Source organism: Phenylobacterium sp. LjRoot225, assembly GCF_964252855.1.
Classification (GTDB): domain Bacteria; phylum Pseudomonadota; class Alphaproteobacteria; order Caulobacterales; family Caulobacteraceae; genus Phenylobacterium.
In genome coordinates, this window is sequence record NZ_CAXUPL020000003.1 from 445337 (window position 1) to 470478 (window position 25142).

Consider the following 25142-nt stretch of genomic DNA (forward strand, 5'->3'; position numbering starts at 1 on the left):
CCTGGCGGGCGGCGGAAAGCTCATGGAGGCTCACGGCGCGGCCTCCGCCTCGGCGCTGTCACGAGGAACGTCGTCGAGATGGAAGAACCGGCTCTCGTCGGGGAAAATCTCCTCGTGGACTTCCTTGACCAGGCTGCGCCCTTGCTGGAGCCGGCGCGCGAGCTGGTCGACGAACTGCCGCATGCGCTCGCGCCCCTGGGCGACGGCAGCCTCTTGATGGGCGGCCGGGATCGGCGAGGTGACGGTCAGGGTGTGGCGAACGAAGAGCGCCACCGTCTCGATGAGGATGGTCTGGTCGCGCTCCAGCCGGTCGTATTGCCGGGTGAGCTTGTCCAGGCGCTTGGCGATCGCGGCTTCGCGCCGATCGCCGCCGTCCGGCGACAGGAACGACCACAGCGCCGCGGCGACGATCGAGGACTTGGAGAGGCCCTTCAGCGCCGCCACCTCGGCCAGTCGCTTCTCGGCTTCGGGCTCGAGATAGACGCTAAGGCGCGCGCGGGAGATCGGCGCCCGGCTCCCAGGAGAACGGCTCATAAGGCGATCCCATCATCGGGATCGAGCGCCGCCAGGCGGGCGGCCGTCTGCAGTCGGCGGTCGGGCCGGAAGCGGTCGGCGGCCGCCTCGTCGTCGAAGTCGTCGTCGAAGTCGTCGTCGAGCCGGGTGATCTCGTCGGCGGCCGCGGCCATGGGCGCCGCCTCCGGAGTGTCGAGCTCGGGCTGACGGCGGGGTCCGCCTTCGTCGTCGACGCCGTCAATCGCCGGGGTCGAAGACGCCGCCGGGGCTGCGATCCGCCCGGTCCAGTCATCGGTCCGCGGCGTGGGACGATCGGCGTAGCCCTCGGCGGCCAGGGCAGGAGGCGGCAGCACGCGGTCCTTGAAGTTGGCGTCTTCGTAGTAGCGGAGCTTCTTGGCCCGGGTCGGCGGGTGACCGGAGACCATGACGATCTCCTCGTCCGGCGGCAGCTGCATCACCTCGCCGGGGGTGAGGAGCTGGCGGGCGGTCTCCTGGCGGCTGACCATCAGGTGGCCGAGCCAGGGCGAGAGGCGGTGACCGGCATAGTTGCGCTGCGCCCGCAGCTCCGTCGCCGTCCCGAGCGCGTCGGAGATCCGCTTGGCGGTGCGCTCGTCGTTGGTCGCGAACGTGACCCGGACATGGCAGTTGTCGAGGATCGCGTTGTTGGGGCCGTAGGCCTTCTCAATCTGGTTGAGCGACTGGGCGATCAGGAAGGCCCGCAGGCCGTAGCCGGCCATGAAGGCCAGGGCCGACTCGAAGAAGTCGAGCCGTCCGAGCGCCGGGAACTCGTCCAGCATCAGCAGCAGCTTGCGGCGCGGACGCTCGGCGTCCTCCAGACGCTCTGTCAGTCGGCGGCCGATCTGGTTCAGGACTAGGCGGATCAGCGGCTTGGTCCGTGAGATGTCCGACGGCGGGACCACCAGATAGAGGCTGACCGCATGGTCGGCCTCGACCAGATCGTCGATCCGCCAGTCGCAGCGGGCCGTGACCTCGGCGACCGTCGGGTCTCGGTAGAGACCCAGGAAGCTCATTGCCGTCGACAGCACGCCGGAGCGTTCGTTCTCCGACTTGTTCAGTACTTCGCGCGCGGCGCTGGCGACGACCGGATGGACGCCCTGCGGACCCAGATGAGCCGTGGTCATCATCACCTTCAAGGTGCGGTCGAAGGCCCGGGCCGGATCGGAGAGGAAGTTGGCGACGCCGCGCAGCGTCTTGTCCGGCTCGGCGTAGAGGACGTGCAGGATCGCGCCGACCAGCAGGGCGTGGCTGGTCTTCTCCCAATGGTTGCGCTTCTCGATCGAGCCCTCGGGATCGACCAGGATGTCGGCGATGTTCTGGACGTCGCGGACTTCCTGTTGCCCGCGCCGAACCTCCAGGAGCGGATTGTAGGCGGCTGAGCGCGGGTCGGTGGGATTGAACAGCAGGCAGTGGGAGAAGCGGGAGCGAAAGCCCGCGGTGAGCTGCCAGTTCTCGCCCTTGATGTCGTGAACGACGCAACTGCCCGGCCAGCTCAGCAAGGTTGGCACGACCAGGCCGACGCCCTTGCCGGACCGCGTCGGCGCGAAGGCCATGACGTGCTCGGGGCCCTCGTGCCGTAGGTAGTCCGCGTCGGCGCGACCCAGGAAGACGCCGGCAGGCCGCACCAGGCCGGCGCGACGCAGGTCCTTAGGTTTCGCCCAGCGGGCCGAGCCGTAGGTGGTGACCAGCCGCGATTGCCGCGCCCGCCAGACCGAGCCGACGATGGCGGAGGCCGTGCCGAGCAGGCCGCCGGTGGCGGCGATGGCGCCGGCGCGGTCGAAGACGTCCGGCGCGTAGGCGTAGTAGGCGAACCACCAGGGGAACAGCAGCCAGGGTCGGTAGATCGGATGGGCGAAGGCGATGAACCACGGCGGCCCGAGCTGGGCCTGATAAGCCAGGGTGTGGGCGGCCCACTGGGTCGCGCCCCAGACGGCGAGGCCGGCCACGGCGAACACCACCAGGATCTGCCCGATGAGCACCTTGGTCGGCGACATCCGACGGCTCCCGCACCGATGCGACGCACCGATGTGCACGCCTAGGGTGAGTTCGCCTGTCGAACACACGTCCGGTCAAAGACCATCCGGGTATGTGGCGAGACGAAGAAGGGCGCGTTGAAAACCGCGAGTAAGCCGGTCGCGCCTAGGCGCAGCGCGGCGCGCAGATTTGGCCCGCGAATTTTTTCTAGACGCCGACTCCGCGGGATCGACCGAAGGTCCATTGCACGCCCGCACCCTGCACCTGACCGCTGACCTCCTGGCCCAGACGGTTTTCCAGAACCGGTCGCCAGGGAACGAGGCTGAAGCCCATCCCGGCGTCGATCATGGCGAAGCGGCCGCTGACCAGCTCGAGCTGACGGCGATAGGTCCCGCGGACGATCTCGCCGTCGATCGTTGGGCGATGCGCCAGTCCGGTCTCAGCGGCGAGACGCACGCCGACCGCCTCGAGTTCTCGCCGGCGCAGCGCGCCCAGGAGATCGCACGCCAGCTTCCAGCCGGCGCTGCGTTGCGTCGCCAAGCCCTGTTCGGCGAGAAAGGTCCGTCGTGCGTCCAAGGCTTGACGCACTTCGCCGCCGAAGCCCGTCAGTGCGGGACGAGCCTCCTCGATCAAGGTCCTGTCGAGCCAGGTGACACCCAGTAGGCGCGCGTGTCGCGAGGGCGACCCGTCCCCCAGCATCTCCACCTGCACACCGCCGAACCGACCGGCCTCATGGGCCGCCGCACGCTTCAGGAAATCCGCCGGCAGGTGCCACCGGCCGTCATCCAGCCGTTCGACGACGCCTGCCCGCCGCAGCGCCTCGAGCCGGCGAACATGCGCGCCCACGAAACCCTCGGGATCGTCGTTCGGACCGGCCTCGGCGCGGGCCAGGGTGAGATGACGATCGGGGCGATAGAGGTTGTCCTCCGCGACGCCCGCAATGGCGCGGTCCGCCGGCCGGGGTCCGGCCGCGACCGTGCGGACGCTGACGGTGGCGCCCTGCGGATAGTCGGCCAGCGGCGCGCCCGGCGGCAGGGTCACATAGCGCCCTTTGCCGTCCAGGCTGTCGATGACGAGGAACCCGCGATCGTTCAGCTCGTCGGCCAAGCCCTTGCGGAAGATCCGGCCGATGATTGTTCCAGGCGCGCCACCGGCATGGAGGATCTCCAGTGGGCGCGGTTCCCCAGCGAACGCCCGCTGCAAGGTGCGCACGATGTCGCCGCGCTCGCCCATGGCCCGCAGCGTCGGCTCGAGGTTCTCCCGCAACCGCAAACTGCCATCCACCCGCTCCGCCAGGCCGAGGCGTTCGAGGATCTCGGCGCGGCCGGCGAGGACGGGATCTGCGCCGGGCCCAAGCGTCACGACGCCGTCCCGCGCCAAATCCTGAAGACGCCGGTCGAGGCCAGTCCATCGCTCGGCCTGGATCTCGCGGGCCATTCGGTCGCGCAGCTCCTGCTCGGTCTGCGGCCCGAGCAGTTCGGTGGCCAGCAATGAAGCGCGCCGGCGCATCCCATGGGCGATGTAGTCGCGGGCGATGATCAGATCGCGGCCCCGGTCGTCGACGCCGCGCAGAACCACGTGGCTGTGCGGGTTGTCGGTGTCGAAGTGATCGACCGCCACCCAGTCCAGCCGCGTGCCCAGATCGGCCTCCATCCGCCCCATCAGGTCGCGGGTGAAGCTGCGCAGGTCGCCGAGCTCCGTCGCATCCTCCGGGGAGACGATGAAGCGGAACTGGTGTCGGTCGCTTCGCCCACGCGCCTCGAAGGCCTCGACGTCCGCCTGGTCGGTCGTCCGGCCATAGGCGTGGCCCGGCTCGCCCTCAACCGTGACACCGTCGCGCTGGATGTAGCGCAGGTGCGCCGCCGTCGACCCGGGCGTCGCCTGGGCGAGGACCACCAGGCGCGCCTTGATCACGACGCGGCGGTCTCGTGCGCTGGATGCGCCGGCCAGCAGCCTGGCGACTGTCCGTCCGCGGCCCGACTCGGCTCCGCGTTTCGAACGCCGGGCGAACCGTGGGCGGACCCCGCTCGCCGCCTTCTGGGTCGCCTTCAGCACCTGGCTGGTGAAGCGCCGGCCGCCGGCCTGGCCGGAGCGCGGCTTGCCTGGTCGCGGCCGAAACCGCCCCTCGTCAGGACGGCGCGGCATGGACGTTCCAGCGCGCCCTGGCGGGCGAACCCCGTAGGAGTTCGAGCAGCGACAATGCGCTGGCCTGGATCGCGGCGCAGGCGCTCAGCGCCGTGGCGCCACCGAAACCGATGTGCAGACAAAGCCCTGAGGCCGTGGACGAGGTTCGCCCTTCTATCTTGCCCTCACAGATCCCCAGCTCTGAACGACCCCTCTTGGGCATATCGATAGCTTCCGGGATTTAGGGGCGTGACACGAACAGGCCGCGATCCGACGGGGCAGCAGGCGGGACCTCCGCGGCCCGGGTGTCGTAACGGACGGCGAAAAGACCCTGCGGCGGGATCGACTGGAACCGTCCCGCCGGAGACGCGACGCTGGCGGTCGAGGCGGCGAGGCCCGCCACATAGCGGCGGGTCTCCGGCGGCAAGGGCCGTCCGTTGAGATAGGCTTCGAAGCGGCTTGGCCCGGCGTTGTAGGCGGCAAGTGCGCCCGGCAGGCCATAGCGGTCGTAGAGCCGACGAAGGTAGGCCGCGCCGGCCTGGAGGTTGTCGGCGGGCTGGAAAGGATCCGCGCCAAGGCCGAGCTCGCGGCGCAGATCGGCCCAGGTCGCCGGCATCAGTTGCATGAGACCCATGGCGCCGGCGCGGGAGACGGCCCGCGGATCGCCGCCACTCTCCGCGCGCAGCACGGCGTGGATCAGCGGCTCTGGCAGGCCGACGCGCCCGGCGGCCTGGCGGACCTCCGCGGCCCAGGGTTCCTCGGCCCGGGCCGCTGCAGGCAGGGCGAGCGCCAGGACGCCGGCCAGAAGCGGCTTCACCAAGTCCATAGGGGCCTCGCTCGGCCCAGGATCAGAGCCGTCTGGGTGGGCCCAAAGTATCGCCCGTCGAACGAAGCCGGATGGTGGCTGAGCAGCAGCACCTGGCCGGGCCGTAGCGTCCGGCAGCCTGACCAAGCGGGCAGCGGACGGCCGGCGCGATCGCGGACCCGCGCCAGGGCGATGGCCCTTCCATCGACCGTCACCATCAGACCGTTCCGGCAGACCCGCGCGGCGGCGATCGCCGCCACGGTCTTCACGACCGGCACGCTGGCCGGCACGTAAAGCCGCCGATCCGCCAAGGCGGCCGCGGTGGTCGGCAGGTGCGAGACCACCAGGTCTCCGGCGTGCAGAGGCCATGCGGGTTCTACGGCGTAGAAGCCGAGCGGGGCGCTGGCGGTCGGGTTGTAGACCACGCGCGTCGGCAGATGGCCGATACCAGCCAGCGCCAGGCTGCAGGCGGCGGCGAGGCTCGTCGTCAGGATGGCGACGCCGCCGGGGTTCACGCGGCGATCTCCCGGCGGGCCAGCCAGGCGGCGTGCTCGGCCTGGCCGTAGGGGCGCGGGACCTGGTGGGCGGCAAGTCGGTTGCGGGCCACCCGCCAATAGTTTGCGGAGATCCCGCAAGGATCGAACCCTGCCGCCTCGACGGCGTCGATTACCGCGAAGGCCCGGCGCACCGGTCCGGCGCCGAACGCCTCCAGCAGAATCTCCGCTCCCGGCAAGACGCCGGCGACGGTGTCGACCGGTTCGCCGGGCGCTGCCGCCCGCAACACCGCCAGCGACCAACGCAGCGTGCCGTAATCGCCGCCGCGCCAACGGACGTAGGCGAATAGCGCCCCGGCGGCGAACCCCGCCCAGGACCGCCTGCGATCGAGCTCCCCTTCCGCCGTTGGACTGCCGAATCGCAGCCAGTCGTCGGCCAGATCTGGGACATGCCAGAGGGCCACGCGGGTCAGCGCACTCATGACGCCGCGCCCTCGTCGGGGAAGGCGGCCTCCAGCATCACCCGCAGCATGTCGGCGACGGTCTCGCCGCGCTGGAAAGCCGCGACCTTAATGCGGCCCCGCAGCGCCTTGGTGATGTCGAGGGTTAGGCGGGCGTCGTAGACCTCGGCCTTGGTCGGCGCGATGGGTGCTGGCGGCCGGTCGGCAGCGCGAATCCAGGCTTCGGGATCGCCGGGCCGACGCGCAAAGCCGGACGCAGCGTTCTTCGAGGTGGGCGCCGTCATGCGCCCACCTCCAGCACTTCAGCGGCGAAGGCGGCGATCTCAACCGCCGCCGGACCGTCCGGATCCCGCTCGAAGGCCAGGCGCCCTTCGGCGGCGGCCTCCGGATAGGCGACCCGCTGACCGATCCGCGCGGCCAACACGCGGTGCTCCGACTGTTCGAGGCTCGCCGCCGTCTCCCGAGCGATAATCGTGCGCGCGGCGCAGCGGTTGAGGACAAAGCGGGCGCGTAGCTCCGGGCGGAAGATGCGCGCGTCGTCGAGCAGCCGCAGCATCTCGGCAGAGGCCCAGCCGTCCAGCGCCGAGGGCTGCACCGGGATCAGCACCAGGTCGGCGGCCAGCAGCGCCGAGCGCGCCAGGGCCGTGACCCGCGGCGGGCCGTCGATCACCACATGGTCGACGCTGCGGGCGATCTCCGGGACTTCGCGATGCAGGGTCTCGCGGGCCAGGCCCACCACCCCGAAGAGCCTTGGGGCGCTCGACGCCGCGCGGGCCTGGGACCAGTCGAGCGCCGAGCCTTGCGGGTCGGCGTCGATGACGACGCTGCGGCGACCGTGGGCGGCGAAGGCGCCGGCGAGGTGCAGAGCGAGTGTGGTCTTTCCGACCCCGCCCTTCTGGTTGAGGAGGGCGACGATCATCGCCGTGCGCCCTCGCCAAGCCGGTCCAGATCGCGCAATCCACAGGCGCGATCCGTTAGAAAGACTCCGTAGGAGTCTTTGTTAGACTCGTTACGGGCGCGAATTTCGCAGCGAGTCCAAGGTGTTGTGACCCGTTCGTGCGCCTGATAGCACGTGTCCGCTGCGCCTGATGGCACGATAGTCCGTGCGCCTGATAGCACGAGGGGATTCACAGGCTGTCCTCCGCATAGGCCAGCGCGTCCAGCTGCGCGGCAAGGCGCGCCAGCGGGTCGGCCGCGGTTGGGGTGAAGACGAGCGCCTCGCCGCCGCCTCTCAGCCGACGGACGCGCAGGGCGTAGCCGGGCAGGGGTTGGCGACCGGCGAGGCGGCGAAGGTCGAGGGCGAAATCGGAGAAGCGTGAGAGGCTGCCGGACTTGGCGTGCAGGTGGCGAAAGTCGAACACCCAGCCGCCGCGCTGGCGGCCGCCATGCTTGCGCACCAGGCGATAGAGCCAGCGCTCGAGCCCGCCGGTCAGGTCGAAATAAGCCCGGTCGATGGTCAGCACGAGGGCGTGGTCGACGACGCCGGCGAAGAACCAGTCTGGCAGGATCAGCTCCAGGCCGTAGGGCCGACCGGCGGCGTCGGCGGTCTCCTTCCACTCGTTGATCCACGAGAAGCGGTGCATCCGTCGGCCGCCCGCCGGAGGCGGGCTTGTCTGGCCTGAAGACTGAGCGCGCCGGGGCGCGCTCAGGGGTGGCTGGCGGATGGTGGTGGCCACCGTCGTCGACTGTAGGCGATCGAGCGCCGCCTTGAGACGCTGGTAGTCTCGGGCGCCCACACCGCGGCCGATGAAGGTCAGGATCTCATAGGGGGTGGCGGCCATCAGCCGAGACGGCCGCAGCCCCGCATCGCGCGCTTCGACGATCTGGCTGGCCGCCCAGATCAGCACATCGGCGTCCCAGATGGTCGCCATGCCGTGTTCGGCGGTGGCTTCCACCCGGATGGCGATCTCGCCCGCCTTGAAGTCGATCGGCGCGATCCGCGGCGTCTTGGCCAGGCTGAAGAAGGGATAGGCCATCAGGTCCTGGGCGTCGCGTGGGGCGAGGTCGCCGCTCAGCGCGCGGAAGAGCGCGAGCGGCTGGCGCTCGACGGTCGGGCGGCGAACCATGGGTCGATCACCGCGCCGCGACGTAGTTGTGGTCCGAGGTGGAGTCGCACCCCCGCGCCTCGGCCCAGGTCACCAGGTCGTCCAGGGCGTAGACGACACGGCGGCCGAACTTGCGAAAGCGCGGGCCGCCGCCGATCACCCGCTGCTTCTCCAGCGTCCGCGGCGACAGCTTCAGGAAATCGGCGGCTTCGGAATTGGTTAGGTAGCGGCGCTCGCGGGCGGCGGCTTCGGCCATGGTCGGGTCTCCGGGCTGGCCGCAGCCGATCGGGGCGCGGCGGATTGGAGACAGGGTGAGCGGGCCAAGGCGCACGTCGCAGGGAGATTAGGTGGGCGAGGGGCGTCTCCCTGCGCCCCAGACGAGCTCGGTCCAGCGGCCGTCGCGGAACGCCCGGCCGCGCTTGAGCGCGTCGCGCACCAGCGCCCGCTCGGCGCTGTCGGAGGACCAAGTGTTCCTGAGCTGTGACCCAGGGACGAGCGCGCGCGAGATCTGGGAATCACTGGCCCCGGCGGCCTTGGCGTCGACGGCGAGCAGCGCGCGCATATGAGCGAGCGCTGCTCGGATCGCACCGGCGGCCAGGCCCGTGGAGCTCGGGCGCAAACCAGAGTCGGCGACGCCGAAGGGCTGGCCGTGTTCCAGGCCTCGGCCGAGCGTGGCGCGCTCGATCTTCCCGGCAGTTCGGCGGGTGAGCGCGAGGGTGCGGCCATCGTGGGTCAACCGCTTGGCGCCGGGCATCGACCAGAGGTCGAAGATCGGCGCATCGGGGTCGGGAACGTCGACGAGATGAGGCGTGGGCCACGATGTCGGCAGCCAGGACGGCTCCGCCTCACGGGCGTCGCGGTCGGGGTGTTCAACAAAAGTAGAGGCCGAACCGCGCCGCCGCGCCTCGGTCTCGCCATTCCTGCCGGTAATCGGTCCGACGGCGGAGGTACTCCCAGGCCAGGTCCGGCGGGTCGAGTGCGAGGATGTAGAGATAGGAAGCGAGCAGGGTCTGGGGCGCGGATTCGGCCATGCGTCATGCTCACCAGCACGCGCCCACCCAGCGGTGAAACCTCTAGGCACCCGTTGTGGTTGCAAGATGGCGCGCCGGTGTCGCCGCTTGGGCGCATTTCTGCAAAAGCGCGGAAGCGCCTCCGCACGGATGCGGAGGCGCTCGTTTGTTGGCCTCAGGCTCGAACGCTGCCGGTGTGGCGTGCGTCGTCGGCGTACCGGCTGAGCGGTCGGTCGGCCTTGAAGTAGAGGTCGCGTTCCACAGGCAGGCCCAGGGCGCCGCGCACGGAGGTGATCTCCGACAGGCTCACCGACCCCAGTTCGGGAAAGCCGAGCCCCAAGTCACAGAGACCGAAGGCGATGTCGGGATCCTCCGGATCGAGTTCCGTGAGGAGCCAGGTGGCGCCGGCGTCTGGCGTGAAGAGTTTGACGATCGGAAAGGGGTCGATGTCTTCGCCGGCGGCGGTGCGGGCGCCGTTGGCGAGCATTTGTGCACGCTGCTCGGCGGTGATGATGACGGTCATAGCCGTGTTTCCGGATTTGCGGGTTTGAGGGTGGCGCCCCGCCGCGAGCGGCGGGGCGCTCTGCGGCTCAGTCGGCGGTGCGGCTGCGCGACCAGATCAAGGCGTAGCCGTCGTCCGCATCGACCAAGGAAGCGTAGATCGGAGCCGGGAAGCTCGGATCGTCCAGCTTGACCGAGAGGTAGTCGCGGTTCTCGCGGGAGACCTTCTTCCAGGCGGCGCCGAACTCGGTCTGGCCGGTGAAGATGCGGAAGTCGGGCGCCTTGTCGTTGTCCTTGTCGGCGGGCCGCAGTTGGGCGGTCTTGACGTTGAGTGTGAGGGTCTTGATCGAGCCCGCGTACGAGCCGTCGTCTTGCATGCTGAAAGAACCGATGGTGGCCATGGGACTTGCTCCTGCTCTCGGGCCGCGCCAATCGCGGCCTCGATGGCGATCAAGAGGACGAGAGACGGACGCCCTCGCAGGCGCAGCCCCGGAGCGTCAGCGCAGGACGGCGGGTGGCGAGTTTCTTGGGGCGCGAGGAATGACGGCCGATCGGGGTCCCCAGGCGACCGGTCGCGTGGGGTGGTCGACGGCAGGGGAAGAAAGTCGCCGACCGGCGTTGCGGAGGGCGGCCGGACTTCGGCCAGATCAAGCCAGGAGAGGCGAGATCGGACGCTGCCGGAGGGCGGGCATGGATCCTGTCCGCCTCGGCGGCTTCAGTTCAGGACGACGACTCCCGAGGGGCGTTTTGCGCGTTACGACGTCGGGGAGACCGCCCATGCGGATTTCGCGAAGGACGCTGACGGGCGCAGGGCTACCCCGTCGGCCGGCAAATCAGGGCGCTGCGGAAGGCGTCGCGCGGAGCGCGTCGATCAGCTCGTGGATGTCGAATCCGACCGCGTCGGCGATGTCGATCAGTTCGATGGCGTCGATCCGGCGGCTGCCGGATTCCATCGCGGCAATCACCGATTGGTAGCGACCCAGGGCCGTCGCCAAGGCAGCCTGACTCATGCCCGCATTTTTCCGGTGCGCGACCAGTAGTTCGATCAGCCGTTGTTGCCGTGGTGAACGAAGGGTCTTGGGCATTCGCCCGCGTCGACGGAAAATGAAGGTCGACAGGTCCAGTAACCGGATATTCTGATAATCAGAAAATCTGGTTGAGCCCGATGAGGCGACAATGGACGAGGGTGGAAAGACGACGGGACGGACGGCTCTGCTCGGGCAGTTGCTGCAGGCTTGGCGCGTGGGTGGGGAGCCGCCGACGTGGGAGGCGTTGCGTGCGAGCGCGGGTGGCCTCGGGGAGTCTCTGTGCCTGATCCGCTGGCCGGGCGCCGATGGCGACGCCGTGATTGCTGAGGCTGGCGCTCAGGCGGTCCTCGCCTATGGCTCACCTCTCACCGGTGAGCCGGTGCAGGCGCTGACGTCGGGACGAAGAGATGCGGTGGAAGAGGCCAGCCAGGCGCGAGCCCTGGGCGAGCCGTTCACCGCGGAGGATGCCATCGGCGGACGGCGGGTGGCGCGGCTCTACCTGCCGCTGGACGAAGCGCCACCGGCGGTGGCCTGTGCGGTGATCCGCATCGACTGAAAGCCGCAAATGCGGATCTGCGGATTTCGGGAAGGACGATGACAGGCGCATGATCTCGCCAGCGGGATTTTCATTTGGACGCCACATGAATTTCAGATAGACGCCAATTTGGCTTCATTCAGACGCCCAAGGCGCTTCAGGCAGTCATGTTCAGCCGCCATTCGACCGACCGAATCCGGGAGGCTTTGATCGACACCAGGGTGGTGTTGCTGGCAGGGCCTCGCCAGGCGGGGAAGACAACCCTCGCCCGTTCGCTTGCCGAGGAGGGCCGAAGCTATCTCACGCTCGATGACGCGACCACGCTCTCCGCCGCCCAGGCGGATCCGGCCGGTCTGATCCGAGGACTTGACCGGGCCATCATCGATGAGGTGCAGCGGGCGCCGGATCTGTTGCTGGCGATCAAGGAAAGCGTGGACAGGGACACGCGACCAGGACGCTTCTTGCTCACCGGCTCGGCCAATCTGATGACCCTGCCACGCGTTGCGGACTCCCTAGCGGGCCGCATGGAGACAATCCGCCTGTTGCCCCTGGCCCAGTCGGAGATTTTGCGGCGACCGGCGCCCCAGTTCCTGACGTCCCTGTTTGCAGGTCAGGCGCCGACGGCAGGACCGGTCCGGCTTGGACCCGACCTGATCGACCTTGTCCTGGCCGGCGGCTACCCGGAGGCGCTGGCGCGTCGAAGCTGGCCTCGCCGGCAGGATTGGTATGTCAACTACGTCGAGGCCGTGGTCGGCCGCGACGTCCGCGATGTCGCCAACATCGACCAACTCGATCGTATGCCCCGTCTGCTCCGCGCGCTTGCCGAACACTCGGGGCAGCTCGTCAATCACGCGGGCGTTGGCGCCAGCCTGGACCTCAACCACGTGACGACGCAGAAATACACCGGTGTCTTCGAACAACTGTTCCTCGTACGGACCCTGTCGCCCTGGCATAACAACGCCCTCAAGCGCCTGACCAAGAAGCCGAAACTTCACTTTCTCGACTCGGGCCTGCTCGCGGCTCTGCGGGGGCTCACCCCAGAGCGCGTGGCGGCGGACCGGTCCAATTTCGGCGCCGTGCTGGAGACGTTCGTGTTCGCCGAGGTGCTCAAACTGGCAAGCTGGAGCGACGATCGGTTTTCGCTCAGCCACTTCCGCGACAAAGAGCAGAACGAGGTCGATATCGTCTTGGAAGATCGGCAAGGGCGGATTGTCGGCCTGGAGGTGAAGGCTGCGGCGACCGTGCGCAACGCGGATTTCGCCGGACTGCGAAAGCTCGCGGAGGCTGCAGGCCCCCGGTTCGCGTTCGGCGCCGTGCTCTATGACCACGATCGAAGCGTGCCCTTTGGCGACCGCCTGATCGCCGCACCTCTGTCCGGCCTTTGGGCTTAACAGGCATTGCGATGCAATTTTCGAAGGCCCCCAAGAGCCCGCCCACGGCGCGTGGCGGGAAGCGCCGACGAACGGCCGGCGGCGGCTCAAAGGCCGCCCGAAGGGGCGAGCCCGCAGGAGCGGCAAAACGATGGAAACAAGTGCGACGGCAGGCCGCTCCCCGCAACCACAAAGGCCGGGGACCGCCGACCGACGGTCCCCGGCGACGCCTAGCCGGCGGCCACGGCGAAGCCCGCCGTGGACTCGGGCGCCGATGTGCGAAGCAGCGTCGGCAGCCAGCCCGTCCCGACCACCAACCGCTCAGCGGCCTCGGCCATCTCCGGCTTTTTCAGTCCGGTGAGCCGATCTGCCGCCTCCGCCGAGACCGCCTCGCGGATGGCTTCGCCAATCCGCGCCTTGGTCACGCGGGAGAAGTAGGTTGATGCTGTGGGGGTCCAGTAGGCGCCCATGTCGAGGCCGACCGCCGCCGCCAGCTGGTCGGCGTGAGCGAGCGCGGCGGGACGCCGCTCCCACGCCCGCACGGCGTTGACGCTCAGCGCCACGCAGTGGGCCAGAAGGCTCGCGCGGCTGTCGGCGTCGAGCCCGACGACGAAGGCCCAGACCTCCGCGGCCTCCTGGGGAAGTTGCCGCGCCCAGGCCTCATGCCGCTGATCGATGGCGCGGCTGGCCGGGACGTCCTCGATCCCCGGCGCGTACTGGCCAAGGCTCACCGAGGCGCCGCGGACATCGACGCAGGTGGCGGGCGTGTGGCCGGCGTAGAAGGTCCGCAAGGTCAGGGCGTGGACGACGCAGAGCAGGGCGACGTCCGGGTTCTCCGACAGGGCGTCGCGAAGGCCTGCGGTACGGTGCGCGGTCAGGTCGGCGATCAGGCGATCCGAGAGCGGGGCAAGCTCATCCTCAGCCTCGTCATCCTCCCCGCCCGCGGCCGGATCGTCCGCCGCCTCGGCCTGGATCGCGCCGAGCCCGCCGTCGTCCTCGCCGGCTTCGGGTTCCGCGGGCGGTGGCAGGTCTTCCGCCCGCACCCAGCCGCGTTCGATCCGGGCTTGGCCGTCATGGCCCAGCACCACGAAGACACCGCCGCGCGCGATCTCTTCCGGATCGAAGCCGTAGCCATCGCCATGGGCTTGAAGCTCGGCGTCCATCTCGGCGAGCTTGGCCTCCACGTCGGGCGGCAGGTCTTCGACCTCGCCCCACTGTTCAGTCAGGGCGTCATAGGCCTCGGAGAGGGCGGTGATCTGCGCCTCGTTCTCGGCGGTGCGCTCGATCCGGTGCGGATAGACCCGCGTCGTCAGGCCGTGGCCGGTGGGGTAGTCCAGGTGAGCCTGCGCCCACTTCCAGCCCTCGGTTTCCCGAAGCTCGGTCGCGATGGCCGCCAGCTTCTCGGCGACCAGCCGATCCAGCAGGGCCACGTCCTCCAGCCAGCCACCGCGATCCTCAGTGAAGAGATCGCGCAGGATCGCGCCGCCCGCCTCGGCATAGGCCTCCACCCCGACAAACACCGCGCGGCGGTCGTCGGCCGGCACCTTGGCCTCGGTCATGGCCCGGCGGATGAGGTGAGGGCTGCGGTTGAAGGACAGGTTCTCATAGACCTGCTCCTGGCGGGCGTGGTCCTCGGTCACGCCGAAGGCCATCAGCTGGTCCAGGGTCAGGCCGTCCTCGCGGTAGACGGCCAGCAGCTTAGGGCTGACCGCGCCGAGGCGCAGCCGCTGGCGCACCACCTGGGCTGAGACGCCGAACCGGGCGCCGATCTCCTCCGGACCCCAGCCCATGCGCTCGCCAAGGTCGCGGAACGCTTCAAACTGGTCGGCGGGGTGCAAGTCGCTGCGGGTGACGTTTTCATCCAGGCTGATCTCGTGGGGGTCATGGATCACGTCCACCACGCAGCGGACGGATTCGGTCTTCTTGATCTCCTTGCGCTTCGCGCGGAGAAGCTGGGCGAGCCGCCGCCCCTCGCCGATGGTCACCAAATAGAAGCCGGTGGGGCCGCCTTCCGCGTCCAGTTCCGGCTCCACCACCGGCGCCTGCAGCATGGTCTTGGCGCCGATGCTGGCGGCCAACGCCTCGATGGCCGCCTCGGTGTGGGGCGCCTTCCGCACGTTCTTCGGCGAGGCCTTGAGCTTGTTGAGCGGGATGTCGAGCACCGTTCCGCTCTCGATGGCGACCGACGCGGCGGCGGGGGTTTCGATGTGAGCGTTCATGTCTGCCTCCTTGGGGCATGGCTGGCAGGCGCAAGGCGCGCCTGCAGCCTTGCCCGTCGGCGAGACCGGGTGTGCAAGCGGAGCGGGCGCCTTCGCGGGGCCCCGGCTGCAGGGCTTTCAAACCCAGACCAGCATGAGACTCGTGCGCGGACCGAAGCTGGGCGGAAGGCGCTCCGAAGTGCGCCGAGGGCGGAGCCCTTCTATGTCCTTCTGCAAGTGCCTAGACGTGCGAAAACCCCTCCGCGCCGTAGGCGCGGAGATTGAGGCCGTCGGGTCATGCCGTTGGGTTGGGGGCGGGATGGCGAAGGCGACGGTCGATCAGACTTCTATGCGCGGGTTGGGTACCGCATGAACGCGTGTCGTCGCGGGCAGCCTCTCACTAAGCTCGGGCGTGGGCCTTAAGCCTGCCCAATGGGCTCTCGAGGATCACCCTGACCTCCATCCCGCCCCCAGCCGAACAGGCCGGGTGGCGATGCGCCTCAGGGCGCGGCCGGCTTGACCTGCTGTCCGATCGCCCAGACGAAGCCGGCGAGCTCACGGGCGATTGCGGTGACCACGACGGTCGGCTTCTTCCCTGAATGGCTCAGCTTCTTGTACCGCTCGCAGAGCCTGACCTGGGCCTTCCAAGCGATGTCGCGCACCGGCTTGGGCAGGCGCACCAGCACCTCGACCTTCTCGCCGGCGACCCGCGGCGGGTAGCGATAACTCCAGGCCGCCTCGACCAGCATGCGACGGGCCTCGCTATTGCCCGTCTTGGTGATCCCGCCGCGACGGGTCCGCTCGCCGCTGGAGTACTCAGAGGGCACCAGGCCCAGATAGGCCATCAGCTGGCTGGGGGTCTCGAACCGCCCGAGATCGCCGATACCGGCCACGAAGGTGACGGCCGACAGCATCTCCATGCCGCGAAGCCCGCGCAACGCCTCGACTACTGGCCCCATTGACCAGCTCGGCACCAGCGACTTGATCCGGGCGATCAGCTGGTCGCGACGATCCTGGGCAGTGAAGATCGCCTCCACATAGTCTTGGAAGACAATCTGGTGGACCGGCTGCTCGAACACCTGCTCGGCCAGCCAGACACGATGGCGCTGGGTCCAGGGCTTACCCTTCTCGTAGGTCCGGCCGTGTCTGAGCAAGAAAGACAGCAACTGCTGGCGCGCCCGCATCAACGCCATCATCGCCGCGAGCCGCGCCCGCACCAGATCGCGCATCGCCTCATGGACCGGATCCGGCACCCAGACCCGGGTGAGATCGCCTGACCGATGAAGGATCGCCAGCTTCTGGGCGTCGCGCCGGTCCGTCTTGACGCGCTCGCCGGGCTTCCTCGGGATCAACGACGGGGCGACCACCATGCAGCCATGGCCCAGCTGGGTGAGCTGGCGATAGACGCCATAGCCGCAGGGGCCCGCCTCGTAGCAGAACTCAAGCTCGCCCTCCCGGGCAAGCCGCTTGGCCAGCTTGGCGATATCTGTCGGGGTGTTGGGAATCTCGCCCAGAAACCGCACCGGGCCATCGCGGCCCTCCTCGGCGATACTGACCGAAATGCCGACCCTATGAACATCCAGACCGACGTAGAGCGTGCCCATGTCTTCCTCCGATGGTGCTGCATCGGATCAAGATGCAGCACCCACGGCCGGGCAGCGCGCCGCCGGCAGGAAGGACATACGGACTAAGCCCACCCGAGCCGCGATCCCGCTCGGATCGCGGCGAGACAGGGAGAAGATCCCATGGGGCGTGGATAGCGCTCCGCTCGGTATCCAGCAGAGTGCGGCGTCCAACCCACCCACCCCTCTGGAGCCGACCCATGCTCGACCATCAACCGCAGGAGCAGAGCGCCATCCGCACGGATCTTGGCGCAGTATTCGTCTCGCTGGAGCTCAGCCGATCGAATTGGCTGATCACGTCCCTATCGCCGGGCGCCGGCGAGAAACTGTCCAAGCATTCCGTATCGGCCGGTGATGTCTCAGGCTTGCTGGGACGGTTCGCGCAGCTCCAGCAGAGGGCGGCCGCACGGCTGGACCGGGCCTTTCCGATCATCGTCGTCCAGGAGGCGGGCCTGGACGGCTTCTGGATTCACCGGGTCTTGAAGGGGGAAGGCATCGAGAGCCACGTGGTCGACGCCGCATCGGTGCTGACCTCCCGCCGTCGACGGCGGGCCAAGACGGACAGGATCGACGGTGAGACGCTTGTGCGCACGCTGATGGCCTACAAGCGTGGGGAACCTCGCGTGTGCTCGATGGTCCGGCCGCCGACACCGGAGGAGGAAGATCGCCGTCGCATCTGTCGCGAGCGCAAGACGCTCGTCGGCGAGCGGATCGAGCACACCAACCGCATCAAGGGCCTGCTCTGCGCTCAGGGGATATTTGACTACGACCCCCTGCGGCGTAACGCCCGCGCGCGGCTCGACGAGCTGGAGACCGGCGACGGCCGGGCGCTACCGGCTCGCTTGAAAGCGCAGATCGGTCGCGAACTCGACCGCCTTGATATTCTGCAGGCCCAGCTGAAGGCGGTGGAGGCGGAGCGCGACACCCTGATCGCGCCCGTGGACGACCAGGCGCCTACGCCGGCGGTGATGCTGGCGCAGTTGAGGGGGATCGGCCCGCAGATCGCCGCCATCCTCTGGTCTGAGGCCCTATACCGACCGTTCGGGAACCGAAGACAGGTCGCCGCCTACGCCGGGCTGGCGCCGACACCTTGGAAAAGCGGATCGATCGATCACGAACAGGGCGTGTCCAAGGCCGGCAATCCGCGCCTGCGCACGACGATGATCCAGGTGGCTTGGCTGTGGACACGACATCAGCCGGCCTCGGCGCTCACGCTGTGGTTCCACGAGCGCGTGCAGCGCAATGGCGGGCGGATGCGGAAGAGCACGATCGTCGCGCTGGCGCGGAAGCTGCTGGTGGCGTTCTGGAAATACGTCACGAGTGGCGTCGTCATCGAAGGCGCCGTGACCCAGGCGGCCTGACGCTACACCTGCCCCTATCTCCCAATCCCCAGGGCCTGATCAGCCCTGACGGATCCAGGCGGACGAACCGGTTGCAGCCATGGCCTCAAGCAGCCGCAGATGAAGAATGGTCTCGTCCTCCTGAGCCCAACGCCCGTCGAACGCGGGAAATTGGTGCAGCCGCGGCCACGCGGCGACCGGATGTGAGGTTGATCTGGCCTTGTGGCCAGGTTGTCGGAACGGGCTCGGACTTGGATGCCGGTGCGCCTCGCAGCGTTGAGGCGCGATCATGGTGGCGGATTTGCGGGGTTGGACGGCGGACCTTGTCTCCGCGCCGGAGTTCGCGCACCTTGGGGCCGATGGGAATGGAGTTCTCCCGAAACCGCCCGTGAGGGCTGATGACTCCTACCGCGAAACCGCGGTGGGAGTCCGTCTGGGCGCCGCCGCCACGACGGCGGGCCCGTGCTCGCCTCAAAGAGGATCGAGCATGTCGTTCATGAACTGTCTTATCGTGATGGCCGGCGGGGCCCTGGGGACGCTGGCGCGCTATGTTGTCTCCGTGTTGGCGCTGCCGATCAGTGAGCGCCTGCCCTGGGGCACTATCATCATCAACATCACCGGATCGTTGGTGATCGGCTTCTTCGGGACTCTGACGCTGGCCGGAGGCCGCCACCCGGCCTCCGATGGCGTGCGTCTCTTCGTGATGATCGGCCTCTGTGGCGGCTACACCACCTTCTCGTCATTCAGCCTGCAGACGCTGGACCTGATGCGGTCAGGCGGCGTGGCTCGAGCGTCGATCAACGTCGTGGCGTCCGTCGTGCTCTGCGTCGCCGCTGTTGCTGCAGGCCACTACATCGCCGCCCACCTCAACGGCGGCGCCACCCAAATCGCCCAGTTCGCGATCGAGGAAGAGGCTTGACCTAGAAATTCCCATGTGAGGCTGCAAAGAGCCTGGTCGCCAGGCCAGGCGGGACGCGCCGTCGAGCGGCCGGCGGCGCGAAAGCGCCCGCAGGGTCGGACCCGTAGGAGCCGCGCCAGCGACGGGACCGAGCACGACCGCCGGCTGCTCTCCAGACCACATCGGGCGTTGCGGGATCCCCCGCTCGAAGGGGTCGGGCGAGACGACTTCGGCTCGGTCGCAGGGGAATGCCTTCCCCAATCATCTGAACTAGAAAACGCGCGATGTTGAAGACGACCCTGAGTCGGCAGGAACTCTACGAGCTTGTCTGGACCGACCCCATCCGCACCGTGGCCGCGACCTATGGCGTCTCGGATAGACCATGGGCCTGGTGCTGGACCATCCGAGCGCGACGCCGAACCATTGGGGCGGATGGCCGACGCCCTGAAGCTGGAGCTCAAGCCTCGGCATGCCGAGGACATCCCCAAGCTGGTCTGGATCGACGGCGAGGACGGCAAGCTCGAGGACCAGCTCACCGAGATCCTCATCGCCTTCGGCGTCGTCGCCGAGGCCGACTATCGGCAAGGCCAGGTCGCCCACCACGCCTATCTCCTGAAGCGCCGCGAGGAGAATGAGGCCAGGGTCGTCCGGCGCCGACTGGAATCCGAACGCCGCGACCGGGAGAAGCGTGAGCGTGAGGAGAAGGCGCACCGCGATCGGCTGTTCGGCGAAGCGGCGGATTGGCGAACTGCGCGTGACATCCGTGGCTTCGTGGAGGAAGTGCTCGCAACTCGACCGGAAGGCTATGCTGAGCTCTCGGATTGGGCGGGCTGGGCGCGATCTGAAGCCGATGCGCTGGATCCGGTTATCAACGGCGCCCTTAGCGCTGCCGACCCTTCATTCCATCCTGATGACGAGGCGGATGATTTCGACCTCGACGAGGACGAGATGGAAGACGATCTGTAGCGGTGAGGTTTTAGCCGGCGGCGAGCCGGCGTTCGCGCGCTTCCAGCCGATCCTGGTCGAGTTGGCGACGTTCAGCCGGCATCATTCGAGCACGAATTCGGTCGCGACGATGACCTTGTCGTCGTTCTGGCGATCAGCGCCAAAGGCGCGTTCCACACGTTCGATCACGCCAACCGGTTCAGGCTTGACCATCCGAAACTCCTGCATTCCTTGTTGGACCCGTGCGACCTAGCCCGGGTCGATGTCGGCCGCCATTAGGAGGGTGCGGAGGTTTTTCGTCACTTGACGACCTGTCGCCTCTCGATTTGAGCCGCGCAGGTCTGCCAATAGATTGATCGCGATTGCGACATCGGCGGGATGTGCGGGGCGATCGCCGGTGCGCGTGAAAGGTCCATCCGTTTCGGTAAGAACCCGCTCGATCGGCAGCCCCACGATCATGCCCTTTGCCCGCTCGTTGCGGAGCATTTCGGCGTTGAGGGAGAAATAACAGCCGAGGTCGACGGCGCGCCGAGCTTCTGACGCCGAGCCGGTGAACCAGTGGAGCACGACGCGACCTCGCGATGAGGGAAGATGGGCTTCGATCGCATCCAAAACCCCCTTCGCCGCGCGGATGCTGTGGACCGTGAGAATCTTTCCGCCGCGCCGCCCACAAGTCCTCAGCACATGATCGAAGACCTGTTTTTGTTGATCGAGCGAACGGAAGAAGCGTGGACCGGCGTCCAGGCCGACTTCACCCACATAGCGGGTCTCATCGAGATAGGACTCCCACAGAGAGACTTCGGCGGAGCGGTCGGCGACGAGTTGCGGATGGAGGCCTAGGGCCGCCCGTACATGGCGAGTCTGCGATGCAAGGGCATGATTTCGCGGCCAGGCCTTCGGGGTCGTGGTGACCGTCAGCGTATGGACGCCCAGCCTTTCGCATTCCTCCACCAGAGCGGGATGGTCCGGATAGAGATCTAGATGGCAATGGAAGTCGACGAGACCCTGAGACATGCCCGCATCAACTCGGCTTGGTCTGCACACCGGTCAAGAGCGCGTCGACTTCGCCAAGCCCGCGGCTATAGACGCCCGCCAGGTCGTCCAAGATTGTCGGGTCGTCATCGAGTGGTCCCGGCTTGTGGATCAGAAGCCTCGCCAAGTTTGGCCGCGCCTTGAGCCGTGCGGCGGCCAACTGGAAGGAGCGGATCTGTTGGCCTTCGGCTTGGCGGGTATCCAGCACGCGGGCCGTGAGATCGGCCAAGGTGTATGGCGTCACATCAGCTCCCGGTCCCCATGCCGTCAGGAGCGACGCGCGACGGATCAGGCAGGGCAGGCAGTAGCCGCAATGCTCTGTGGGGCGGCCATTCCAGCGCCCCTTGCTGGGCGACGAGCAGGACAGGGATTTCGGTGCGGCGGCTTTCAACAGGTCAGGGTCGGCGCAGGCCAGCGCCATCTCGCCTTTGGTCTTATCCCAATAGGGATTCACGATCTGACCGTTTAGACCGAGTGCGGCCAACAAGTCGTTCCAGCGGGCGATGTAAAAGGGGTGAGTTGTCCGCGTGCTCAGCGCCCCGAGGCGTAGTGGGTCCAACGGGACGTTGAGGGCGATCAATCCGTTCTCCGGAACCTTCAGCGTGAACGGCGCCTCCAGGCCGGTGGCAGCGAATACGCCGAGGGCGAAGAACAAGAACGAGCGGCCCCGTGTCGTGTTCTCAGAGGCGACGCCGTCGATCAGACCATCCTGGAAGCTCATCCATACCCGGAGGCGATCGAACGGCCGGCTGGGGTATTTTGCCTTGAGGAACTCGAAACAGTCGTCTTGAGATTTGCTGACCGCTCCTTCACCAGCATGGCTGACCAAGAGTGGCGTGTTACCTGCGTGGAGGGCATCGATGGCACCGATCAAGCTGTCCATCCCGCCGGAAAACAAGGCGACGCCATCGAATGGGGGGCCGATCAAGCGGGCCGGGACGGGCGTCGCCAGTGTCGTCGACGCCTGCGGCCGGGCGCGGAAGACGAGCTTCCACCGATCGCCGGTAAGGAAGTTGAGGAGTCTATCCAGGATGGGTCCGGCGGATGTCCAGAGTGTGGGGTCACTCACCGGGATCGCCAGGCGGATTTCGCGAGTCCAAGAATCCTGGGATTCTGACGCCCTTGATATCCGCGTGTCCGCCGCATGCACCATCGCGGCTACAAGGGCGAGATCGAGCCCGACTTCCGTGGGGTAGACATTCAGGCGGTTGAGATCGCCTAGGGCCTGACCGATACCGTGACCGAGGCGGCGTGTGGGCGTGAGGAGCCGGACCTCGGTAGCCGTTTCGTCGCGACCAGCGGATATGATGGCTTGATCGTCCGCGCCGATACGTCCGATGAGCAGATGTCGATTCATCGCTGTGCCGCCTCGCCCTCGCCCATAGTCTGCAGAATCTCGAACGCAGACTGGTAGACGGTGTCGACCAAGGCCTGGGTCCGATCCGGCGTCAGGTCGCGAAGCGCCTCGCCCACTCCCGCCAGCGCGTCGGCAACACCCCGTTGAATGAAATCGTGAAGCTGGTCCTGCACAGACTGGGCCTCGGCGGCGTCGGCCGGCATGGTGATCGCCTTAGTCCCAACATCGTTACAGAGCCGCGCTTCGATGCCGTGGGTCGCATAGAGTTCGAACACGGTCTGGACCTGGTCAGTGGTCAAGCTGTCGAGATCTGTGACACCGTGCTCGGCCAGCTCCGCGATCGTCTCGATGAAGGCGTCGCGGGCGATCCCTTCGTCGACAGAACCACCTTGTGGACAGATATGCTCCATCAAGCCGGTGAAGACCTCCTCGATCGGGCGGCCGGCTAGAGCCTCCAGGTTCAGGGACCGAAGGGCTTCGCGGACGCCGCGGTTGGCGGCGTCCGACAGGAAGTTCACAAGGCCTGCCGTAGCCCCCCGTGAAGAGCCCATTCGACGCGCGGCCTGTCGGGCGCCGCCAGACGATCCCGACACATATCCCGATACCGCGCGGCCGAGATTGACTCGGTCGCGGCCGCCCGATGCCGCGAACTTGGTGAAGCTCGTTCGTGGCGCCGTGAAGCGGCCAGCGGCCGCGGCGGCTGGTAGCGCGGGCATGGTCGGGGGCGCGCCATCCGGCAGAGGCGGATTGCCATCGGCGGGCGCGGCGGGCGATGCCGTAGGCGGGTCCGGCTCGAGCCAGCTCGGGATCAACGGCGTCCCGCCACCAGGCCCGCCGTAGGCGTTGGACGTTCCCATCAGCGCGGTCCCGCCTTACTGGTTCGCAGGGCCATGGCGGCCGTGGTCTTCAGCACGCCTTTGCCGTCGGCGGCCCAGCGTTCCCGGAGCGCCGTGAAGCGGGTGACAATGGCGGCGTCCTTTAGGACGCCTTCCCACCCGCTTACGGGCCAGCTGCCCAGGCGATCGACAGGGAGTGCTTCCAGAAAGGCGATCAGGTCGGTCTGCAAGGTCGGTTTGGCCTTCACCAGCACCGTCATCCCTGCGACGCCGGGAGGTTCTTTGTCGAAGACGCCGGCGGACATGATCCGGGCGCGCAGCAATTCGAAAACCTGCGCCGCTTCCGGCGGGGCCAGTTTGCGAAGATCGCCGTCCATGGCTTGGACGGCGATCTTCGGGCCGAGGAGTTGTTCCACCACCGACGACAGGTGGCCGAGAACGGAGGTCGCTCCGAAGTAGTCCTTCCGATCCTTGGCCACGAAGAGGTATGGCCTGAGATCCTCGGTGCCGATTTCCGGCTGCACGGCCGCCCAGGCCATGTAGGCTTTCGAGGTCATCCATTCCGCCGCCAGCCCTTCTGGGGCGGAAGGTATCTCCGAGGCCTTGGCGCCTTTGCCCGCCGCCACCTTGGGCGTAGGCTTCGAACTCGTCGCGGCCTCCAGGGTCGCAAGCCCGGGACACCGGCCGTCAGCAGCGCCGGCCGCCGCCGCGGCGACCTGGTCGAACAGGATCGGCAGGAAGCGTTCGGCCAACATCAGTTTTGCGAGAACGGGGAGGTGGACGTCGTCGCCGAATCCACGCGCCGCCGCCATCCGCTCGCGCAGGACCAATGTGTTCAGGAAACGCTTGATCTGGCGCGGATTACCCTTGGTGCCGGAGGCAAGGATCGGCCCGATCTGGTCGCTAAGAGCCAAGGCGTTCTGGGCCTTGGCGGCTTTGGCGCCCAGGGCCGTTCGAACAGTCGCCGCATCAAGCGTGCCTTCCGCCCAAGGCTTCTTGAGCTTCTCGCGCGCGGCGGCGATCAGGGCCTCGAACTGGGGGTCGCCTTCACCGAGCTCGGCGCCGACCAACAGCAAGGTGACGTAGATGCGGGTTTCGGTTTCGCCGAGCGCCGGAATTCGGATCGGCACCTGGATCAGTTTTTCGAGGTAGTTGCGCGCGTAGGTCAGCGGGCCGGTGGTGTCCGGCAGATCCGGGAAATGCTTTCGGACCGAGTACTCGATCATTGCTTCGTCGGCAGCGACCACGAAGGCCGTGCGGGAAGTGAACACGAACAGTCGAACGGCCTCGAGAGTCTCGATGGCGGTGTCGGGGAGGCATCGATCCAGATCGTCGATAAGAACCACCAGTTGATCGACGCCAGCGTCCTTCAGGAGCTTGTCGAACGCCTTACGGAACTCGGTGATCTCTTCGGGGACATTCTTGCTCTCCCCCGCTTTCAGCAGCCCACCCAAACCTTCGATGGCGCTGTTCAGATTGTCCTTGGTCGCCAGCTTTGTCGGGTCGGCCGCGAAGCCGCGTAGCGCGCCGATCGCCGTCTGAATCAGGTCGGGCGAGGGGATGCCGGTGTAGGCAGTCAAAGCGAGGCCGCCAGCCTTCTTGGCGACCTTCAACCAGTCGATCCGTTTGAAGATATCCTGGACCGCGGCGCCGGCTTTCGCCAGGGCAGGCCGCTTCTCGATGAGGCCTGTGACAATCCCCTCGATCAGCGCGATCTTGGCGTCTTCGAAGCCCTGAAAACGCCAGCCGTTGAATTTCAGGCAGAGAACCCGTTCGTCGCCGTCCAAGCCGGCTTCGATCATCTCCAGGATGCTGGACTTGCCGGCCCCCCAATCGCCGTGGACCCCGATGGTCACGGGCTGTTCAGGGCGATCCCGCAGCAACTGGATGATGGTGGCTGCCAGCGGTTCGTTGTTCAGCAGGTCGACGCGGGTCTCGTTGTCCGTCAACAACATCTCGGCAGTCCCCCCGGGTGATCTTTCGTCGTCCGATAGCCCCGGCCGATGTCATCCCTACGGTGACGCTATCATCGAATC

Annotated in this window: 26 protein-coding genes and 1 riboswitch; of the genes, 5 read left to right on the forward strand and 21 right to left on the reverse strand. The window is 67.8% G+C overall.

The features are described 5' to 3' along the window. Window positions 1-30: 30 nt before the first annotated feature. From ACSQ2B_RS17265 to ACSQ2B_RS17335, 15 genes are all read right to left on the reverse strand, one after another. Entirely contained in the window at window positions 31-534 is a 504-nt protein-coding gene (locus ACSQ2B_RS17265) for a CopG family transcriptional regulator (protein WP_436051711.1), read from the reverse strand. After that, the gene (locus ACSQ2B_RS17270; protein ID WP_436051712.1) at window positions 531-2525 is read right to left on the reverse strand and encodes a conjugal transfer protein TraG; all 1995 of its coding nucleotides are present in this window, start codon (window positions 2523-2525) and stop codon (window positions 531-533) included. Before ACSQ2B_RS17270 ends, ACSQ2B_RS17265 begins: the two co-directional genes overlap by 4 nt. Window positions 2526-2712: 187 nt before the next feature. Further along, window positions 2713-4650, reverse strand: a complete 1938-nt coding sequence (locus tag ACSQ2B_RS17275) for a DUF3363 domain-containing protein (RefSeq protein ID WP_436051714.1) — start codon at window positions 4648-4650, stop codon at window positions 2713-2715. Between the two features lie 220 nt (window positions 4651-4870). Next, window positions 4871-5455, reverse strand: a complete 585-nt coding sequence (locus tag ACSQ2B_RS17280; RefSeq protein WP_436051716.1) for a lytic transglycosylase domain-containing protein — start codon at window positions 5453-5455, stop codon at window positions 4871-4873. Beyond that, entirely contained in the window at window positions 5443-5949 is a 507-nt protein-coding gene (locus tag ACSQ2B_RS17285) for a S26 family signal peptidase (protein WP_436051718.1), read from the reverse strand. Before ACSQ2B_RS17285 ends, ACSQ2B_RS17280 begins: the two co-directional genes overlap by 13 nt. Continuing rightward, window positions 5946-6410: a DUF2840 domain-containing protein gene (locus ACSQ2B_RS17290; RefSeq protein ID WP_436051719.1), complete on the reverse strand. Its 465-nt coding sequence runs from the start codon at window positions 6408-6410 to the stop codon at window positions 5946-5948. The genes ACSQ2B_RS17285 and ACSQ2B_RS17290 overlap by 4 nt, the downstream gene beginning before the upstream one ends. After that, window positions 6407-6673, reverse strand: a complete 267-nt coding sequence (locus ACSQ2B_RS17295; RefSeq protein WP_436051720.1) for a hypothetical protein — start codon at window positions 6671-6673, stop codon at window positions 6407-6409. Before ACSQ2B_RS17295 ends, ACSQ2B_RS17290 begins: the two co-directional genes overlap by 4 nt. Next, the gene (parA, locus tag ACSQ2B_RS17300) at window positions 6670-7308 is read right to left on the reverse strand and encodes a ParA family partition ATPase (protein WP_436051722.1); all 639 of its coding nucleotides are present in this window, start codon (window positions 7306-7308) and stop codon (window positions 6670-6672) included. Before parA ends, ACSQ2B_RS17295 begins: the two co-directional genes overlap by 4 nt. 208 nt (window positions 7309-7516) lie before the next feature. Further along, the gene (locus ACSQ2B_RS17305; protein WP_436051724.1) at window positions 7517-8455 is read right to left on the reverse strand and encodes a replication initiator protein A; all 939 of its coding nucleotides are present in this window, start codon (window positions 8453-8455) and stop codon (window positions 7517-7519) included. Between the two features lie 7 nt (window positions 8456-8462). After that, window positions 8463-8690 carry a helix-turn-helix transcriptional regulator gene (locus ACSQ2B_RS17310; protein WP_436051726.1) on the reverse strand — a complete coding sequence of 76 codons (228 nt, stop codon included), beginning with the start codon at window positions 8688-8690 and terminating at the stop codon, window positions 8463-8465. A gap of 87 nt (window positions 8691-8777) precedes the next feature. Beyond that, entirely contained in the window at window positions 8778-9365 is a 588-nt protein-coding gene (locus ACSQ2B_RS17315; protein ID WP_436052602.1) for a DUF7011 domain-containing protein, read from the reverse strand. Beyond that, on the reverse strand, window positions 9304-9465 hold the full coding sequence (locus ACSQ2B_RS17320; RefSeq protein WP_436051728.1) for a transcriptional regulator domain-containing protein: 162 nt from the start codon (window positions 9463-9465) through the stop codon (window positions 9304-9306). The genes ACSQ2B_RS17315 and ACSQ2B_RS17320 overlap by 62 nt, the downstream gene beginning before the upstream one ends. A gap of 154 nt (window positions 9466-9619) precedes the next feature. Beyond that, entirely contained in the window at window positions 9620-9967 is a 348-nt protein-coding gene (locus tag ACSQ2B_RS17325) for a DUF2958 domain-containing protein (RefSeq protein ID WP_436051729.1), read from the reverse strand. Between the two features lie 67 nt (window positions 9968-10034). Further along, window positions 10035-10346: a DUF736 domain-containing protein gene (locus tag ACSQ2B_RS17330; protein WP_436051731.1), complete on the reverse strand. Its 312-nt coding sequence runs from the start codon at window positions 10344-10346 to the stop codon at window positions 10035-10037. Between the two features lie 432 nt (window positions 10347-10778). Then, a complete protein-coding gene (locus ACSQ2B_RS17335) occupies window positions 10779-11030 on the reverse strand; it encodes a helix-turn-helix domain-containing protein (RefSeq protein WP_436051733.1) in 252 nt (83 codons plus the stop codon). A 91-nt stretch (window positions 11031-11121) separates the two neighbouring features. Between ACSQ2B_RS17335 and ACSQ2B_RS17340 the strand changes: the two genes are divergently transcribed. Together ACSQ2B_RS17340 and ACSQ2B_RS17345 are read left to right on the forward strand one after the other, a co-directional pair. Continuing rightward, entirely contained in the window at window positions 11122-11529 is a 408-nt protein-coding gene (locus ACSQ2B_RS17340) for a hypothetical protein (RefSeq protein ID WP_436051735.1), read from the forward strand. Window positions 11530-11675: 146 nt separating this feature from the next. Continuing rightward, window positions 11676-12899, forward strand: coding sequence for an ATP-binding protein (locus tag ACSQ2B_RS17345; protein ID WP_436051737.1), 1224 nt, complete (start codon window positions 11676-11678; stop codon window positions 12897-12899). A gap of 209 nt (window positions 12900-13108) precedes the next feature. Here ACSQ2B_RS17345 and ACSQ2B_RS17350 read toward each other — a convergent pair whose 3' ends face one another. Together ACSQ2B_RS17350 and ACSQ2B_RS17355 are read right to left on the reverse strand one after the other, a co-directional pair. Further along, window positions 13109-15097: a ParB/RepB/Spo0J family partition protein gene (locus tag ACSQ2B_RS17350; protein ID WP_436051739.1), complete on the reverse strand. Its 1989-nt coding sequence runs from the start codon at window positions 15095-15097 to the stop codon at window positions 13109-13111. Between the two features lie 479 nt (window positions 15098-15576). Further along, window positions 15577-16680 carry an IS110 family transposase gene (locus ACSQ2B_RS17355; protein WP_436051741.1) on the reverse strand — a complete coding sequence of 368 codons (1104 nt, stop codon included), beginning with the start codon at window positions 16678-16680 and terminating at the stop codon, window positions 15577-15579. A gap of 218 nt (window positions 16681-16898) precedes the next feature. On the opposite strand from ACSQ2B_RS17355, the gene ACSQ2B_RS17360 reads away from it, so the two are divergent. From ACSQ2B_RS17360 to ACSQ2B_RS17370, 3 genes are all read left to right on the forward strand, one after another. Then, on the forward strand, window positions 16899-18059 hold the full coding sequence (locus ACSQ2B_RS17360; RefSeq protein ID WP_436051743.1) for an IS110 family transposase: 1161 nt from the start codon (window positions 16899-16901) through the stop codon (window positions 18057-18059). A gap of 331 nt (window positions 18060-18390) precedes the next feature. Continuing rightward, window positions 18391-18453, forward strand: a riboswitch (Fluoride riboswitch). 72 nt (window positions 18454-18525) lie between these two features. After that, complete coding sequence (gene crcB, locus ACSQ2B_RS17365) at window positions 18526-18957, forward strand: fluoride efflux transporter CrcB (protein ID WP_436051744.1); 432 nt, start codon at window positions 18526-18528, stop codon at window positions 18955-18957. A 411-nt stretch (window positions 18958-19368) separates the two neighbouring features. Continuing rightward, window positions 19369-19902 carry a hypothetical protein gene (locus ACSQ2B_RS17370; RefSeq protein ID WP_436051746.1) on the forward strand — a complete coding sequence of 178 codons (534 nt, stop codon included), beginning with the start codon at window positions 19369-19371 and terminating at the stop codon, window positions 19900-19902. 228 nt (window positions 19903-20130) lie between these two features. On the opposite strand, the gene qatD is transcribed toward ACSQ2B_RS17370, so the two are convergent. Genes qatD through qatA form a run of 4 tightly spaced genes read right to left on the reverse strand, consistent with a single transcriptional unit; the run spans window position 20131 to window position 25055 of the window. Next, window positions 20131-20895, reverse strand: a complete 765-nt coding sequence (gene qatD, locus ACSQ2B_RS17375; RefSeq protein ID WP_436051747.1) for a Qat anti-phage system TatD family nuclease QatD — start codon at window positions 20893-20895, stop codon at window positions 20131-20133. A 7-nt stretch (window positions 20896-20902) separates the two neighbouring features. Further along, entirely contained in the window at window positions 20903-22270 is a 1368-nt protein-coding gene (qatC, locus tag ACSQ2B_RS17380) for a Qat anti-phage system QueC-like protein QatC (protein ID WP_436051749.1), read from the reverse strand. Further along, on the reverse strand, window positions 22267-23127 hold the full coding sequence (gene qatB, locus ACSQ2B_RS17385) for a Qat anti-phage system associated protein QatB (RefSeq protein ID WP_436051750.1): 861 nt from the start codon (window positions 23125-23127) through the stop codon (window positions 22267-22269). Before qatB ends, qatC begins: the two co-directional genes overlap by 4 nt. Continuing rightward, on the reverse strand, window positions 23127-25055 hold the full coding sequence (qatA, locus tag ACSQ2B_RS17390) for a Qat anti-phage system ATPase QatA (RefSeq protein ID WP_436051752.1): 1929 nt from the start codon (window positions 25053-25055) through the stop codon (window positions 23127-23129). Before qatA ends, qatB begins: the two co-directional genes overlap by 1 nt. Window positions 25056-25142 lie beyond the last annotated feature (87 nt).